The sequence below is a fragment of the Enterobacter sp. CPE_E890 genome (genome assembly GCF_046521475.1).
Classification (GTDB): domain Bacteria; phylum Pseudomonadota; class Gammaproteobacteria; order Enterobacterales; family Enterobacteriaceae; genus Enterobacter; species Enterobacter adelaidei.
The window spans coordinates 276,393-293,249 of the sequence record NZ_JBKFZW010000001.1 but is presented as its reverse complement, the minus strand read 5'-3'; the positions used below and the strand labels follow the sequence as shown (position 1 = coordinate 293,249).

Genomic DNA, 16,857 nt, shown 5'->3' with positions numbered 1-16,857 from the left:
GTCTGTCTCTTCGCCGAAACAGCTTCGGCGTTGTAAGGTTAAGCCTCACGGTTCATTAGTATCGGTTAGCTCAACGCATCGCTGCGCTTACACACCCGACCTATCAACGTCGTAGTCTTCAACGTTCCTTCAGGACTCTCAAGGAGTCAGGAGAACTCATCTCGGGGCAAGTTTCGTGCTTAGATGCTTTCAGCACTTATCTCTTCCGCATTTAGCTACCGGGCAGTGCCATTGGCATGACAACCCGAACACCAGTGATGCGTCCACTCCGGTCCTCTCGTACTAGGAGCAGCCCCCCTCAATTCTCCAGCGCCCACGGCAGATAGGGACCGAACTGTCTCACGACGTTCTAAACCCAGCTCGCGTACCACTTTAAATGGCGAACAGCCATACCCTTGGGACCTACTTCAGCCCCAGGATGTGATGAGCCGACATCGAGGTGCCAAACACCGCCGTCGATATGAACTCTTGGGCGGTATCAGCCTGTTATCCCCGGAGTACCTTTTATCCGTTGAGCGATGGCCCTTCCATTCAGAACCACCGGATCACTATGACCTGCTTTCGCACCTGCTCGAGCCGTCACTCTCGCAGTCAAGCTAGCTTATGCCATTGCACTAACCTCCTGATGTCCGACCAGGATTAGCTAACCTTCGTGCTCCTCCGTTACTCTTTGGGAGGAGACCGCCCCAGTCAAACTACCCACCAGACACTGTCCGCAACCCGGATTACGGGTCTACGTTAGAACACCAGCCATTAAAGGGTGGTATTTCAAGGTCGGCTCCACGCAGACTGGCGTCCACGCTTCAAAGCCTCCCACCTATCCTACACATCAAGGACCAGTGTTCAGTGTCAAGCTATAGTAAAGGTTCACGGGGTCTTTCCGTCTTGCCGCGGGTACACTGCATCTTCACAGCGAGTTCAATTTCACTGAGTCTCGGGTGGAGACAGCCGGCCATCATTACGCCATTCGTGCAGGTCGGAACTTACCCGACAAGGAATTTCGCTACCTTAGGACCGTTATAGTTACGGCCGCCGTTTACCGGGGCTCGATCAAGAGCTTCGCGTTGCCGCTAACCCCATCAATTAACCTTCCGGCACCGGGCAGGCGTCACACCGTATACGTCCACTTTCGTGTTTGCACAGTGCTGTGTTTTTAATAAACAGTTGCAGCCAGCTGGTATCTTCGACTGATTTCAGCTCCACCCGCAGGGGCTTCACCTACATATCAGCGTGCCTTCTCCCGAAGTTACGGCACCATTTTGCCTAGTTCCTTCACCCGAGTTCTCTCAAGCGCCTTGGTATTCTCTACCTGACCACCTGTGTCGGTTTGGGGTACGATTTCGTGTTACCTGATGCTTAGAGGCTTTTCCTGGAAGCAGGGCATTTGTTACTTCAGCACCGTAGTGCCTCGTCATCACACCTCAGCGTTAATAAGGTACCGGATTTACCGGAACCTCCGCCTACATGCTTAAACCGGGACAACCGTCGCCCGGCTAACATAGCCTTCTCCGTCCCCCTTCGCAGTAACACCAAGTACAGGAATATTAACCTGTTTCCCATCGACTACGCCTTTCGGCCTCGCCTTAGGGGTCGACTCACCCTGCCCCGATTAACGTTGGACAGGAACCCTTGGTCTTCCGGCGTGCGGGCTTTCACCCGCATTATCGTTACTTATGTCAGCATTCGCACTTCTGATACCTCCAGCACCCCTCACAGGACACCTTCAACGGCTTACAGAACGCTCCCCTACCCAACAACGCATAAGCGTCGCTGCCGCAGCTTCGGTGCATGGTTTAGCCCCGTTACATCTTCCGCGCAGGCCGACTCGACCAGTGAGCTATTACGCTTTCTTTAAATGATGGCTGCTTCTAAGCCAACATCCTGGCTGTCTGTGCCTTCCCACATCGTTTCCCACTTAACCATGACTTTGGGACCTTAGCTGGCGGTCTGGGTTGTTTCCCTCTTCACGACGGACGTTAGCACCCGCCGTGTGTCTCCCGTGATAACATTCTTCGGTATTCGTAGTTTGCATCGGGTTGGTAAGCCGGGATGGCCCCCTAGCCGAAACAGTGCTCTACCCCGAAGATGAGTTCACGAGGCGCTACCTAAATAGCTTTCGGGGAGAACCAGCTATCTCCCGGTTTGATTGGCCTTTCACCCCCAGCCACAAGTCATCCGCTAATTTTTCAACATTAGTCGGTTCGGTCCTCCAGTTAGTGTTACCCAACCTTCAACCTGCCCATGGCTAGATCACCGGGTTTCGGGTCTATACCCTGCAACTTAACGCCCAGTTAAGACTCGGTTTCCCTTCGGCTCCCCTATACGGTTAACCTTGCTACAGAATATAAGTCGCTGACCCATTATACAAAAGGTACGCAGTCACACCACGAAGGTGCTCCCACTGCTTGTACGTACACGGTTTCAGGTTCTTTTTCACTCCCCTCGCCGGGGTTCTTTTCGCCTTTCCCTCACGGTACTGGTTCACTATCGGTCAGTCAGGAGTATTTAGCCTTGGAGGATGGTCCCCCCATATTCAGACAGGATACCACGTGTCCCGCCCTACTCTTCGAGTTCACAGCCTGTGTGCTTTCGTGTACGGGACTGTCACCCTGTACCGTGCGACTTTCCAGACGCTTCCACTAACACACAAGCTGATTCAGACTCTGGGCTGCTCCCCGTTCGCTCGCCGCTACTGGGGGAATCTCGGTTGATTTCTTTTCCTCGGGGTACTTAGATGTTTCAGTTCCCCCGGTTCGCCTCGTTAACCTATGTATTCAGTTAACGATAGTGTGACGAATCACACTGGGTTTCCCCATTCGGACATCGCCGGGTCAAAGGTTCATATCACCTCGCCGGCGCTTTTCGCAGATTAGCACGTCCTTCATCGCCTCTGACTGCCAGGGCATCCACCGTGTACGCTTAGTCGCTTAACCTCACAACCCGAAGATGTTTCTTTCGATTCATCATCGACTTGCGAAAATTTGAGAGACTCGAACACACATAACATGTGTGTCGTTTCAATTTTCAGCTTGATCCAGATTTTTAAAGAGCAAAATTTCACAATGCACTTCGCAGTACATTTTGAAATTTATCATTCATCAGACAATCTGTGTGAGCACTACAAAGGCAGGTTCTTTAAGGTAAGGAGGTGATCCAACCGCAGGTTCCCCTACGGTTACCTTGTTACGACTTCACCCCAGTCATGAATCACAAAGTGGTAAGCGCCCTCCCGAAGGTTAAGCTACCTACTTCTTTTGCAACCCACTCCCATGGTGTGACGGGCGGTGTGTACAAGGCCCGGGAACGTATTCACCGTAGCATTCTGATCTACGATTACTAGCGATTCCGACTTCATGGAGTCGAGTTGCAGACTCCAATCCGGACTACGACGCACTTTATGAGGTCCGCTTGCTCTCGCGAGGTCGCTTCTCTTTGTATGCGCCATTGTAGCACGTGTGTAGCCCTACTCGTAAGGGCCATGATGACTTGACGTCATCCCCACCTTCCTCCAGTTTATCACTGGCAGTCTCCTTTGAGTTCCCGGCCGGACCGCTGGCAACAAAGGATAAGGGTTGCGCTCGTTGCGGGACTTAACCCAACATTTCACAACACGAGCTGACGACAGCCATGCAGCACCTGTCTCAGAGTTCCCGAAGGCACCAAAGCATCTCTGCTAAGTTCTCTGGATGTCAAGAGTAGGTAAGGTTCTTCGCGTTGCATCGAATTAAACCACATGCTCCACCGCTTGTGCGGGCCCCCGTCAATTCATTTGAGTTTTAACCTTGCGGCCGTACTCCCCAGGCGGTCGATTTAACGCGTTAGCTCCGGAAGCCACTCCTCAAGGGAACAACCTTCAAATCGACATCGTTTACGGCGTGGACTACCAGGGTATCTAATCCTGTTTGCTCCCCACGCTTTCGCACCTGAGCGTCAGTCTTTGTCCAGGGGCCGCCTTCGCCACCGGTATTCCTCCAGATCTCTACGCATTTCACCGCTACACCTGGAATTCTACCCCCTCTACAAGACTCTAGCCTGCCAGTTTCGAATGCAGTTCCCAGGTTGAGCCCGGGGATTTCACATCCGACTTGACAGACCGCCTGCGTGCGCTTTACGCCCAGTAATTCCGATTAACGCTTGCACCCTCCGTATTACCGCGGCTGCTGGCACGGAGTTAGCCGGTGCTTCTTCTGCGAGTAACGTCAATTGCTGAGGTTATTAACCTCAACACCTTCCTCCTCACTGAAAGTACTTTACAACCCGAAGGCCTTCTTCATACACGCGGCATGGCTGCATCAGGCTTGCGCCCATTGTGCAATATTCCCCACTGCTGCCTCCCGTAGGAGTCTGGACCGTGTCTCAGTTCCAGTGTGGCTGGTCATCCTCTCAGACCAGCTAGGGATCGTCGCCTAGGTGAGCCGTTACCCCACCTACTAGCTAATCCCATCTGGGCACATCTGATGGCAAGAGGCCCGAAGGTCCCCCTCTTTGGTCTTGCGACGTTATGCGGTATTAGCTACCGTTTCCAGTAGTTATCCCCCTCCATCAGGCAGTTTCCCAGACATTACTCACCCGTCCGCCGCTCGTCACCCGAGAGCAAGCTCTCTGTGCTACCGCTCGACTTGCATGTGTTAGGCCTGCCGCCAGCGTTCAATCTGAGCCATGATCAAACTCTTCAATTTAAAAGTTTGATGCTCAATGAATTAAACTTCGTAATGAATTACGTGTTCACTCGTTGAGACTTGGTATTCATTTTTCGTCCGAGGACGTTAAGAATCCATGTCACTTTGAGTGCCCACACAGATTGTCTGATAAATTGTTAAAGAGCAGGTGCAACGCGGCTTTCAGCTCACCGTTGCGAGGTGGCGTATATTACGCTTTCCTCTTTCAGAGTCAACCCGTTATTTCAGGATTTTTTCTCTTCAACCGACCGGGTTGTTTGTGAAGTGATTCACATCCGCCGTGTCGATGGAGGCGCATTATAGGGAGTTCTCCGCAGGCCGCAACCGAAAAGTTGCAAAAAAATGACTGACTGCTGCATTCCCCAGCAAAACCCCGCTTTATACCTTTTTACACACAGAGTTATCCACAATGATACGAAAAAGTGAAAATGTGCGAGCGTTGCGCAAACGTTTTCGTTAAAATGCTCGCGCTTAACAAGGATGCCCTGTCAGGTGTGTTAGATGAGTTTTTCGCTGGAAAATTCATCTAACGCTCTCTGTAATCGTGAAATCCAGGGGATTTACCATGCAACAACGTCGTCCAGTCCGCCGCGCTCTGCTCAGTGTTTCTGATAAAGCCGGTATCGTCGAATTCGCTCAGGCACTTTCTGCACGTGGTGTGGAGCTGCTTTCCACAGGCGGTACCGCTCGCCTGTTAGCAGATAAAGGTCTGCCGGTAACCGAAGTGTCCGATTACACCGGTTTCCCGGAAATGATGGATGGACGCGTCAAAACCCTGCATCCGAAAGTCCACGGCGGTATTCTTGGCCGCCGCGGTCAGGACGACGCCATTATGGAAAAACATGATATCGCGCCAATCGACATGGTTGTCGTTAACCTCTATCCGTTCGCTCAGACTGTTGCCCGCGAAGGCTGCTCGCTGGAAGATGCCGTAGAGAATATTGATATCGGCGGCCCGACCATGGTGCGCTCCGCTGCCAAGAACCATAAAGATGTGGCTATCGTGGTGAAGAGCAGCGACTACAACACCATTATTAATGAGATGGATGCCAACGAAGGGTCACTGACTCTGCTAACGCGTTTCGATCTCGCTATCAAAGCATTAGAACACACCGCAGCTTACGACAGCATGATCGCCAACTACTTCGGTAGCCTGGTGCCGGCTTACCACGGTGAAAGCAAAGATCCTTCAGGCCGCTTCCCGCGCACCCTGAACCTGAACTTCATTAAGAAGCAGGATATGCGTTATGGTGAGAACAGCCACCAGCAGGCAGCCTTCTATATAGAAGAAGAGGTCAAAGAAGCCTCGGTTGCTACCGCTCAACAGGTTCAGGGCAAAGCGCTTTCCTATAACAACATCGCTGACACCGATGCTGCGCTGGAATGTGTGAAAGAGTTCAGTGAGCCTGCCTGCGTTATCGTCAAGCACGCCAACCCATGCGGCGTCGCGGTAAGTAGTTCTATTCTGGATGCCTACGATCGCGCCTACAAAACCGACCCGACCTCCGCGTTCGGCGGTATTATCGCCTTCAACCGCGAGCTGGATGCTGAAACGGCACAGGCCATCATCTCCCGTCAGTTTGTCGAAGTGATCATCGCGCCATCCGCATCTGAAGAAGCGCTGAAAATCACCTCTGCAAAACAGAACGTGCGCGTGCTGGTTTGCGGCCAGTGGGCTGAGCGTGTACCAGGCCTGGACTTCAAACGCGTGAACGGCGGTCTGCTGGTTCAGGACCGCGACCTGGGTATGGTGACAGAAGCCGACCTGCGCGTGGTGACCAAACGTCAACCAACCGAGCAGGAACTGCGTGACGCGCTGTTCTGCTGGAAAGTGGCGAAATTCGTGAAATCCAACGCCATTGTCTACGCGAAAGAGAACATGACCATCGGGATAGGTGCGGGCCAGATGAGCCGTGTCTACTCTGCAAAAATTGCCGGGATTAAAGCAGGTGATGAAGGTCTGGAAGTGAAAGGCTCCGCCATGGCGTCTGACGCCTTCTTCCCGTTCCGTGACGGTATCGATGCTGCCGCAGCAGTAGGTATCACCTGTGTGATCCAGCCTGGCGGTTCCATTCGTGATGACGAAGTGATTGCCGCTGCCGATGAACACGGTATTGCGATGATCTTCACCGACATGCGTCACTTCCGCCATTAATTCCCGGAGCAGAAAATGAAAGTATTAGTGATTGGTAACGGCGGACGCGAGCACGCGCTGGCGTGGAAAGCGGCACAGTCTCCGCTGGTGAAAACCGTCTTTGTGGCACCGGGCAACGCCGGTACGGCGCTGGAGCCTGCGCTGCAGAACGTGGCTATCGGCGTGACCGATATTCCAGCACTGCTGAGCTTTGCCCAGAACGAGAAAATCGATCTGACCATCGTCGGCCCGGAAGCGCCGCTGGTGATTGGCGTGGTGGATGCGTTCCGCGCAGCCGGCCTTAAAATCTTCGGGCCAACCGAAGGTGCAGCACAGCTCGAAGGCTCCAAAGCCTTCACCAAAGATTTCCTCGCGCGTCACAACATCCCGACGGCGGAATATCAGAACTTCACGGAAGTTGAGCCAGCCCTGGCTTATCTGCGTGAAAAAGGCGCGCCGATTGTCATTAAGGCCGACGGCCTGGCTGCCGGTAAAGGCGTTATCGTGGCGATGACTCTCGAAGAAGCGGAGGCCGCGGTGCAGGACATGCTGGCAGGCAACGCATTCGGCGACGCAGGCCATCGCATCGTGATCGAAGAGTTCCTCGATGGTGAAGAGGCGAGCTTCATTGTAATGGTCGACGGCGAGCACGTTCTACCGATGGCTACCAGCCAGGATCATAAACGCGTAGGCAATGCGGATACCGGCCCGAACACCGGCGGTATGGGCGCTTACTCACCCGCTCCGGTCGTGACTGACGAAGTACATCAGCGCACGATGGATCGCATCATCTGGCCAACCGTAAAAGGTATGGCAGCCGAAGGGAACACTTACACTGGTTTCCTCTATGCGGGTCTGATGATCGATAAACAGGGTAACCCTAAGGTCATCGAGTTCAACTGCCGCTTTGGCGATCCAGAAACTCAGCCGATCATGCTGCGCATGAAATCCGATCTGGTCGATCTGTGCCTGGCAGCCTGTGAAGGTAAGCTGGATGAGAAAACTTCCGAGTGGGACGAACGTGCATCTCTGGGCGTGGTGATTGCCGCTGGCGGCTATCCGGGCAATTACAACACCGGAGATGAGATCCACGGTCTGCCGCTGGAAGAGCTCGAAGGCGGTAAAGTGTTCCATGCGGGTACGAAACTGTCTGACGACGATCGCGTACTGACCAACGGTGGCCGCGTGCTGTGTGCGACCGCGTTGGGTCATAGCGTTGCAGAAGCACAGAAGCGCGCCTATGCGCTGATGGCGGATATTCACTGGAACGGTAGCTTTAGCCGTCAGGATATCGGCTATCGCGCGATTGCGCGTGAGCAAGGGGAGTAACGGAACCGTCTGTTACACTCACCCAACTCCTCTCCCTCAAGGGAGAGGGGATTTACGTCAGAAACTTTTTTCTGTCGGCTGCCAGGTGCAGAAGTCTTCGTTCGCCACCAGCAGCAGTTGAGAACCTTCCGGTGCTTCAAGCCACGCCACACTCACCTCCATAGATGAATGACGCTGACGACGTTCAATATGTTCGGTTGCCCAGGATTCAAGCTCAGGCTTCACTGTCTGCCCTTCGCAAGTTGTTACCGTCCCATCGGCGTGCCAGCGCCCCTGGCGCAGTACAACGCGTCCCTGACGCAGCGCATCGCTGGTCTGGCGGATCTGTTCAGCACGATAACGATAGAGAGCAATTTGATCGCTGGAAAGCTGCTGTTTTTGACCGCTCACTTCACGCTGCATAAAGCTCAGCTCGCCATGGTCATCAAAACGCACTTTCACATGTTCAGGGGTCTTACTGTAGACGTTCAGTTCGATCAGCGACAGGTCATCGCCCTGCCAGCGATACTCCGCGGTCGAGGTATTGCCGTTATGCCACGGGCTAAAAGCAGAAAGCAGATGGACTTCACCGCCGGAATCTTTGCGCCATATTCTGACTGCCCCCTGGTTGTCAGCGTAGCCGCTGGCGGTAAACGGTGGTAGAGAGGAGTCATGACTACAGGCAGACAGCAACAGCACGCCGGCCAGCGCGAGCGCACCACGCCAGACAGACAAAAGGGGCGTTACCGCCCCTTCGTTAAAACTGTTCACTGCCACGCGTCTTACTTAACAGCGTCTTTCAGAGCTTTACCAGAAACGAATGCTGGCACGTTAGCTGCGGCGATTTTGATTTCTTTACCGGTCTGCGGGTTGCGGCCAGTGCGCTCAGCACGGTGGTTCACTTTGAAGGTACCGAAACCAACCAGTTGTACAGCATCGCCTTCTTTCAGAGACTCAGTAATTGCAGCCAGGGTAGATTCCAGAGCAGCTTTAGCCTGCACTTTAGACAGATCAGCCTTGTCCGCAATTACATCAATCAGTTGAGTCTTGTTCATAAGTTATCCTTTCAATGTGTTTATCGCTTGCTAAGCATCGAGTGCGACGAAAATGCCAAAAAAGCACTCTCCTGCATACACGCACCGATAGCCACTTTTTTTCGCCCCCCAAATGTAGACCAGACAAGGGGCGAAAGGGAAGAGTCGAGGAGCGACAAAACGGGCGTTATCTCAAGTTTTATTGTCTCATTGATTAAAAATTATACCAATATTGCTCTCACCGGCCTCACGTAAGTCCGCGCGCAGCCCTTTTATCAGCTCGATATCGCGCTCTTCACACTCTGCCAGCAGGCGGAAAATTTCCCACTGAATGTCCCATTCTTGTTCTACCGCCGGGTTCGCACGCAGCTCTTCGTCGGTCATTTCACGACCTTCCTGAGTCATTTCCAGCATCGCAACGGTCGTAATCGATGCCTTACTGACTTCGATAGCATGCTCCAGCGTTTCACCACTCAGGCGGGAGTGAATCAACTCGCTTAACGCCACACAGGCATCGATCGCCGGATAGACACCGTACAGGTCAAAATCATCCGCAACCGGAATCGCCTCTTCCAGCTTTTCGAGCTGAGAGTCGAAATTCACCTTCGCGTCTTTCACCGTCAGCGTTTCCCAGATCAGATCCAGAATTCGGCGATAAATATGACCATCACCAAAGCCCGTCTGCTTGCAGAACGCGGCATAGTTGGGATACATGCGCTCGCACAGGCAAGCCATAAAGGTGACGTGCTGCCAGCTTTCCAGCTTCTCAAGGCGCAGGTGAATCGGGTTTTGTAACATGATGATCTCTCGAATCGAAAATTAGGCGCAGTTTACCTGAATCATCGCTGAATTTCCTGCCAACGAACAAAAGCTGGGCGTGAAGAAGCCACCGCATCAGCCCAGCGCGTCGGCTCTGGTAACCGGTAACCCTTCACACAGCGCTGCACCCACCCCAGAGCGCTATCCATGCTCACCCGATGTCCGGTGGCAATAAACAGCGGGTTACAACGGGCTTTGCTGCGCCATACCCACGCCAGTTGTTCACCTTTATCAATGAGCGGCGCCAGCGCGCCAGGCTCGGCAGAAAGCGGTTCAAACGCGCCGCACAAGCGTTTCTTAGCTACGCCGATGGTGGGAACATCCACCAGCAGGCCAAAGTGGCTGGCCACGCCTAAACGGCGCGGATGCGAAATACCGTGCCCATCGACAAACAGTAGGTCAGGTTTTTGCGAGAGCTGTTCCCACGCTGCCAGCAGCGCGGGGTATTCGCGGAAGGAGAGAAAGCCCGGGATGTACGGCATGGTGGTGGCAATACGCGCCACTTTGTACTCCACCAGCTCAAGCGAGGGATATTTCAGTACCACCATCGCCGCTCGCGTCACGTCCCCACCCTGCTCAAACCCGACGTCAGCTCCACCGATAAACTGCGGGGGATCCTTATCCAGACGATCCTCGCGGATCACGGATGAAGCCAGTTCAATTTGTTGGGCGCGTAATGACGCGAGATCCATAGCGATTCCTTACTTGTGGTATTGCGCAGAGAGTCGGTGTACCGCCTCCACAAAGGCGCCAGCGTGTTCTGGCGGCACATCCTGATGAATACCATGCCCGAGGTTAAAGACGTGCCCTTCGCCCTGGCCGAAACCGGCGAGAATGGTTGCCACCTCTTCTTCAATGCGAGCCGGCTGTGCATAAAGCATGGACGGATCCATATTGCCCTGCAGCGCCACCTTGTCACCCACGCGACGGCGCGCATCGGCAATATCGGTTGTCCAGTCGAGACCCAGCGCGTCACATCCCGTTGCAGCCATCGCCTCCAGCCACTGACCGCCGCCTTTGGTGAACAAGGTCACCGGCACGCGGCGGCCTTCGTTTTCACGCAGCAGGCCATCAACGATCTTGTGCATGTAATAGAGCGAAAACTGCTGATAATCGCGTCCGGTGAGTACGCCGCCCCAGGTGTCGAAAATCATCACCGACTGTGCGCCCGCTTTAATCTGTGCGTTGAGGTAGAGCGTGACGCTCTTCGCCAGCTTGTCGAGCAGCGCATGCAACGCCAGCGGCTCCGCGTACATCATCTTTTTAATCACGGTGAAAGCCTTGCTGCTGCCACCTTCAACCATGTAAGTCGCCAGCGTCCACGGACTGCCAGAGAAACCGATCAGCGGCACTTCACCTTTCAGCTCATGGCGAATGGTGCGCACGGCATTCATCACATAGCCCAGTTCATCTTCAGGATCGGGAACAGGCAGCTTGTCGACGTCGGCTTTGCTTTTGATTGGGGAGGTGAAACGTGGACCTTCACCGGTTTCAAAATAGAGCCCAAGGCCCATCGCATCCGGGATGGTCAGAATATCCGAGAAGAGGATCGCAGCATCCAGCGGGAAGCGGCGCAGCGGCTGGAGCGTCACTTCACAGGCCAGCTCAGCGTTTTTGCACAGCGACATAAAATCGCCTGCCTGCGCGCGCGTGGCTTTGTACTCTGGCAGATAGCGTCCCGCCTGGCGCATCATCCACACCGGGGTGACATCAACGGGCTGGCGCAGCAGCGCACGCAGATAACGATCGTTCTTCAGTTCGGTCATTTTTGCAGTTCCTTAAGCGTCATGGCCTCAGTGTAACACTACTCATACTCAGCCCGACACATTGCCACAGTATCTTCTATTAGCCGACGCGCCACCGTACCTGGCGGCGGTAACAGAGGTAAATCGTCATACCGATACCAGTTCGCTTCCAGTAACTCTTTCTGGTCGATGACGATGTCCCCGCTATCATATTCGGCCATAAATGCCGTCATTAATGACTGTGGGAACGGCCACGGCTGGGAGGTAACATAGTGCAGGTTCTTCACTTTAATCCCGCTCTCCTCCATCACTTCGCGCGCCACCGCCTGCTCAAGCGTTTCGCCCACTTCGACAAACCCGGCCAGCACAGTGTGAATGCCGTTGCGGTGACGGGTATGCTGCGCCAGCAGGATAGAATCCTCGCGACGGATAGCGACGATAATGCACGGCGCGATCTGCGGATAGTAGCGTTCACGGCAGTGGCTGCAGAGCATCGCCCACTCGGTTTTGCTCGGGTGCATAGTATGCCCGCAGTAACCGCAGTATTTATGCGAACGATAAAACTCCGCCAGCTGTACACCACGGCCCGCCAGCTGGAACAGCCCCACATCCAGATCCAGCACCTGACGAACCGATCCCATGTCCTGACGTCGAGCCTGCTGGACCATCCACACGGGATCGCCATGCCACTCACCGATCCTCAGTGCAGGTTGACCAACAAGATCGAATTTTTCCGCCGCACCATAGGGAATTTCCCCGACGGGGAGCCATAATTTTTGTTCGTGACTGACGATCCACCAACCAAGATCTGATTTTTCAATAATACGATCCATATCTATTGCACTACCTTCGCTTCACTGACATGTTGTTAGCATTGTGGTTACATTTTGGATAAGCAGATTCAATTCTAAACTTTGCGGAGTCGAACATGTTAAACCAGCTAGAAAGCCTGACTGAGCGCGTTAGAGGAAGTAACAAACTGGTGGATCGCTGGCTACATGTGCGCAAGCATCTACTCGTGGCTTATTACAATCTGGTCGGTATTAAGCCTGGCAAAGAATCGTTTATGCGTCTGAATGAAAAAGCGCTGGATGATTTTTGTCAGAGCCTGGTCGACTACCTGTCCGACGGCCATTTCAATATTTATGAACGCATTATCCGCGAAATGGAAGGGACTACGCCGTATTTAGCGGCCAGTAAACTCTATCCGCTGCTGGAAGCCAATACCCAGCAGATTATGGACTACTACGATTCCACGCTTGAGAATGCGATCGATCACGATAACTATCTTGAGTTTCAGCAGGCGCTTTCCGACCTTGGCGAAGCGCTGGAAGAACGATTCACACTGGAAGATAAGCTGATCGCCCTCGTGCTGGATAGCAATCTCAGTGCCAGCAACGAAGATAACATCGCGCGCCCTGCTTGAGTTCTTAATCGTTAACGAGTAATTTACAAACATTCGCCCCTCTCACGAGGGGGATTTTTCTTGTCGGAGTGCCCAGCGTTTGCAAAAACGCGGGCTGAGACCGTTAATTCGGGATCCGCGGAACCTGATCAGGCTAATACCTGCGAAGGGAACAAGAGTCACACTGCTGTTGTATCGCCTGCGGGCGATCTTCTCTTGCTTCATCCGTCGTCTGACAAGCCATGTCCTTCACTTTTGGAATGAGCTATGTCTACCACTACTAAACTGACCCGCCGCGAACAGCGCGCACACGCCCAACACTTCATTGATACCCTGGAAGGCACCGCTTTCCCGAACTCTAAACGCATCTACATCACCGGCTCTCAGGCGGATATCCGCGTGCCGATGCGTGAAATTCAGCTTAGCCCAACGCTTATCGGTGGCAGCAAAGATAACCCACAGTATGAAGACAACGAAGCTGTGCCGGTGTATGACACCTCCGGTCCCTACGGTGACCCTGAAATTGCCATCAACGTTCAGAAAGGCCTGGCTAAGCTGCGCCAACCGTGGATCGACGCCCGCCTGGACAGCGAGGAGCTAAACGAGCAAAGTTCTGCCTATACCAAAGAGCGCCTGGCCGACGACGGTCTGGACGAACTGCGCTTCACCGACCTGCTGACACCGAAACGCGCTAAAGCGGGCAAATGCGTGACCCAGTTGCACTACGCGCGTCAGGGGATCGTCACCCCCGAAATGGAGTTCATCGCCATCCGCGAAAACATGGGCCGTGAGCGCATCCGTAGCGAAATTCTGCGCCACCAGCATCCTGGAGAAGGTTTTGGCGCGCGCCTGCCGGAAAACATTACGCCGGAATTTGTGCGTGATGAAGTCGCCGCTGGCCGCGCGATTATCCCTGCCAACATCAACCACCCAGAATCTGAGCCAATGATTATTGGCCGTAATTTCCTGGTGAAGGTCAACGCTAACATCGGTAACTCGGCCGTTACTTCGTCTATCGAAGAAGAGGTGGAAAAACTGGTGTGGTCGACGCGCTGGGGTGCGGACACGGTGATGGACCTCTCCACTGGCCGTTATATTCACGAAACCCGCGAATGGATCCTGCGTAACAGCCCGGTACCAATCGGGACGGTGCCTGTGTATCAGGCGCTGGAGAAGGTCAACGGCATTGCCGAAGATCTTACCTGGGAGGCCTTCCGCGACACGTTACTGGAACAGGCTGAACAGGGCGTAGACTACTTCACTATTCACGCAGGTGTACTGCTGCGCTACGTGCCGATGACGGCGAAACGTCTGACCGGCATCGTCTCGCGCGGCGGTTCGATCATGGCGAAGTGGTGTCTGTCCCATCATCAGGAAAACTTCCTCTACGAACACTTCCGTGAGATTTGCGAAATCTGCGCCGCGTACGATGTCTCTCTGTCGCTGGGCGACGGTCTGCGTCCTGGCTCCATCCGCGATGCCAATGACGAAGCGCAGTTTGCCGAATTGCACACGCTGGGTGAACTCACCAAAATCGCCTGGGAATATGACGTACAGGTGATGATTGAAGGCCCGGGACATGTGCCAATGCAGATGATCCGTCGCAACATGACTGAAGAGCTGGAGCACTGCCACGAAGCGCCGTTCTACACCCTCGGGCCATTGACCACCGATATCGCGCCGGGCTATGACCATTTCACCTCCGGGATTGGTGCGGCAATGATTGGCTGGTTCGGCTGCGCCATGCTCTGCTACGTCACGCCGAAAGAGCACCTCGGCCTGCCAAACAAAGAAGATGTAAAACAGGGTCTGATCACCTACAAGATTGCCGCCCACGCAGCCGATCTGGCGAAAGGCCACCCGGGCGCGCAAATCCGTGATAACGCCATGTCGAAAGCACGCTTCGAATTCCGCTGGGAAGATAAGTTCAACCTGGCGCTCGACCCATTCACTGCTCGCGCCTATCACGACGAAACACTGCCGCAGGAATCAGGCAAAGTGGCACACTTCTGCTCCATGTGCGGGCCGAAATTCTGCTCGATGAAAATCAGCCAGGAGGTACGTGACTACGCTGCCGCACAAACCATTGAAGTGGGCATGGCGGATATGTCAGAAACCTTCCGCGCCAAAGGCGGTGAAATCTACCTCAAAAAAGAGGAGGCGTAATGTACCAGCCCGATTTCCCACCTGTGCCCTTTCGTTTAGGGCTCTATCCGGTGGTGGATAGCGTGGAATGGATAGAGCGCCTGCTTGCGGCGGGCGTTCGCACAATCCAGCTACGCATTAAAGATAAACACGATGAAGAGGTAGAGGCGGATGTGGTTTCTGCCATCGCGCTGGGGCGTCGCTATGACGCTCGCCTGTTTATCAACGACTACTGGCGACTGGCGATCAAACATCAGGCTTACGGCGTACATCTGGGTCAGGAAGACCTTGAGACAACCGACCTCAATGCGATCCGCGACGCAGGGCTGCGTCTGGGGGTGTCAACGCATGACGATATGGAAATCGACGTCGCGCTGACCGCCCGCCCCTCTTACATCGCCCTCGGCCACGTCTTCCCGACGCAAACCAAGCAGATGCCCTCCGCACCGCAAGGTCTGGCGCAGCTGGCGAGTCACGTTGAACGCCTTGCCGATTATCCCACTGTTGCCATCGGCGGCATCAGCCTTGAACGTGCCCCGGCGGTGCTGGAGACCGGGGTCGGCAGCATTGCCGTCGTCAGCGCCATTACCCAGGCAGCAGACTGGCAGTCGGCTACCGAGCAGCTGTTACAGCTGGCAGGAGCAGGCGATGAATGATCGTGATTTTATGCGCTACAGCCGTCAGCTTCTGCTGGAGGATATCGCCATTGACGGACAGCAAAAGCTGCTCGCCAGCCGGGTTCTGATTGTGGGTCTGGGCGGGTTAGGAGCCCCTGCCGCGCTCTATCTGGCAGGGGCGGGCGTCGGCACGCTGGTACTGGCCGATGACGACGACGTTCACCTCAGCAACCTGCAACGGCAAATTCTCTTTACCACCGAGGATATTAACCAGCCTAAAGCGCAAATCACCCGCCAGCGGCTGAACCAGCTTAACCCGGATATCGAACTGATTGCCTTACAGCAACGGCTCAGCGGTGAAAGCCTGCAACGCGAAGTTGCCCTGGCCGACGTGGTGCTGGACTGCACCGACAATATGGCGACGCGTCAGGCGATCAACGCCGCCTGCGTGGCAAATAATACGCCGCTTATCACCGCCAGCGCGGTGGGTTTCGGCGGGCAGATGATGGTCCTGACTCCGCCGTGGTCGCAGGGCTGCTATCGCTGCCTGTGGCCGGATGATGCCGAGCCAACGCGCAACTGCCGGACGGCGGGCATTCTTGGTCCGGTGGTCGGCGTGATGGGCACAATGCAGGCGCTGGAAGCTATCAAGCTGCTTAGCGGCATGGAGACGGAACGCAATACGCTGCGCTTGTTTGATGCCCGCTCCAGCGGCTGGCGACAGCTGGCGCTTCACCGTGCCAGCCACTGCCCGGTATGCGGAGGCCACGATGCGCATTCTGTTTAACGATGAGCCGATGAGCTGCGACGACGGGCTTACCGTTGCCGTTTTGCTCGATAAATTACGTCAGCTTAAACCAGGCACAGCGCTGGCGCTCAATCAACAGATCCTGCCGCGCGAGCAGTGGGAGCTTCAGCAGGTCAATGAAGGTGATCAGATCCTGCTGTTTCAGGTTATCGCAGGGGGCTGA

General features: G+C 54.6%; 13 protein-coding genes, 2 rRNA genes and 1 riboswitch. Of the genes, 7 read left to right on the top strand and 8 right to left on the bottom strand.

What is annotated here, in order from left to right:
- Positions 1 to 34 precede the first annotated feature (34 nt).
- Together ACLHV9_RS01410 and ACLHV9_RS01405 are read right to left on the bottom strand one after the other, a co-directional pair.
- Positions 35 to 2,933 (bottom strand): 23S ribosomal RNA (locus tag ACLHV9_RS01410).
- Positions 2,934 to 3,141: 208 nt separating this feature from the next.
- A 16S ribosomal RNA gene (locus ACLHV9_RS01405) occupies positions 3,142 to 4,679 on the bottom strand.
- The 16S and 23S rRNA genes sit together here, the layout of an rRNA operon.
- A 565-nt stretch (positions 4,680 to 5,244) precedes the next feature.
- Between ACLHV9_RS01405 and purH the strand changes: the two genes are divergently transcribed.
- Complete coding sequence (purH, locus tag ACLHV9_RS01400) at positions 5,245 to 6,834, top strand: bifunctional phosphoribosylaminoimidazolecarboxamide formyltransferase/IMP cyclohydrolase (protein ID WP_407220082.1); 1,590 nt, start codon at positions 5,245 to 5,247, stop codon at positions 6,832 to 6,834.
- A gap of 15 nt (positions 6,835 to 6,849) precedes the next feature.
- Positions 6,850 to 8,142 (top strand): phosphoribosylamine--glycine ligase, encoded by a 1,293-nt coding sequence (gene purD / locus ACLHV9_RS01395; RefSeq protein ID WP_028018461.1) that lies wholly within the window; start codon positions 6,850 to 6,852, stop codon positions 8,140 to 8,142.
- 57 nt (positions 8,143 to 8,199) lie between these two features.
- Here purD and ACLHV9_RS01390 read toward each other — a convergent pair whose 3' ends face one another.
- The 6 genes from ACLHV9_RS01390 to nudC form a co-directional block, all read right to left on the bottom strand.
- Entirely contained in the window at positions 8,200 to 8,892 is a 693-nt protein-coding gene (locus ACLHV9_RS01390; protein WP_407221164.1) for a DUF1481 domain-containing protein, read from the bottom strand.
- 11 nt (positions 8,893 to 8,903) lie between these two features.
- Complete coding sequence (hupA, locus tag ACLHV9_RS01385) at positions 8,904 to 9,176, bottom strand: nucleoid-associated protein HU-alpha (RefSeq protein ID WP_002445246.1); 273 nt, start codon at positions 9,174 to 9,176, stop codon at positions 8,904 to 8,906.
- A 186-nt stretch (positions 9,177 to 9,362) separates the two neighbouring features.
- The gene (locus tag ACLHV9_RS01380; RefSeq protein ID WP_028018463.1) at positions 9,363 to 9,953 is read right to left on the bottom strand and encodes a YjaG family protein; all 591 of its coding nucleotides are present in this window, start codon (positions 9,951 to 9,953) and stop codon (positions 9,363 to 9,365) included.
- A gap of 41 nt (positions 9,954 to 9,994) precedes the next feature.
- The gene (gene nfi / locus ACLHV9_RS01375; protein ID WP_049007696.1) at positions 9,995 to 10,666 is read right to left on the bottom strand and encodes a deoxyribonuclease V; all 672 of its coding nucleotides are present in this window, start codon (positions 10,664 to 10,666) and stop codon (positions 9,995 to 9,997) included.
- A 9-nt stretch (positions 10,667 to 10,675) separates the two neighbouring features.
- On the bottom strand, positions 10,676 to 11,740 hold the full coding sequence (hemE, locus tag ACLHV9_RS01370) for a uroporphyrinogen decarboxylase (RefSeq protein WP_108089375.1): 1,065 nt from the start codon (positions 11,738 to 11,740) through the stop codon (positions 10,676 to 10,678).
- Between the two features lie 38 nt (positions 11,741 to 11,778).
- A complete protein-coding gene (gene nudC, locus ACLHV9_RS01365) occupies positions 11,779 to 12,552 on the bottom strand; it encodes an NAD(+) diphosphatase (RefSeq protein WP_407220079.1) in 774 nt (257 codons plus the stop codon).
- Positions 12,553 to 12,647: 95 nt separating this feature from the next.
- Between nudC and ACLHV9_RS01360 the strand changes: the two genes are divergently transcribed.
- The 5 genes from ACLHV9_RS01360 to thiS all read left to right on the top strand — a co-directional run bounded on the left by ACLHV9_RS01360 (position 12,648) and on the right by thiS (position 16,857).
- A complete protein-coding gene (locus ACLHV9_RS01360) occupies positions 12,648 to 13,145 on the top strand; it encodes an Rsd/AlgQ family anti-sigma factor (protein WP_028018467.1) in 498 nt (165 codons plus the stop codon).
- Positions 13,146 to 13,199: 54 nt separating this feature from the next.
- Positions 13,200 to 13,313, top strand: a riboswitch (TPP riboswitch).
- A gap of 78 nt (positions 13,314 to 13,391) precedes the next feature.
- Positions 13,392 to 15,290: a phosphomethylpyrimidine synthase ThiC gene (gene thiC / locus ACLHV9_RS01355; protein ID WP_407220078.1), complete on the top strand. Its 1,899-nt coding sequence runs from the start codon at positions 13,392 to 13,394 to the stop codon at positions 15,288 to 15,290.
- On the top strand, positions 15,290 to 15,925 hold the full coding sequence (thiE, locus tag ACLHV9_RS01350) for a thiamine phosphate synthase (protein ID WP_407220077.1): 636 nt from the start codon (positions 15,290 to 15,292) through the stop codon (positions 15,923 to 15,925). Before thiC ends, thiE begins: the two co-directional genes overlap by 1 nt.
- A complete protein-coding gene (thiF, locus tag ACLHV9_RS01345) occupies positions 15,918 to 16,673 on the top strand; it encodes a thiazole biosynthesis adenylyltransferase ThiF (protein ID WP_128348912.1) in 756 nt (251 codons plus the stop codon). Before thiE ends, thiF begins: the two co-directional genes overlap by 8 nt.
- A complete protein-coding gene (thiS, locus tag ACLHV9_RS01340) occupies positions 16,657 to 16,857 on the top strand; it encodes a sulfur carrier protein ThiS (protein ID WP_028018471.1) in 201 nt (66 codons plus the stop codon). The genes thiF and thiS overlap by 17 nt, the downstream gene beginning before the upstream one ends.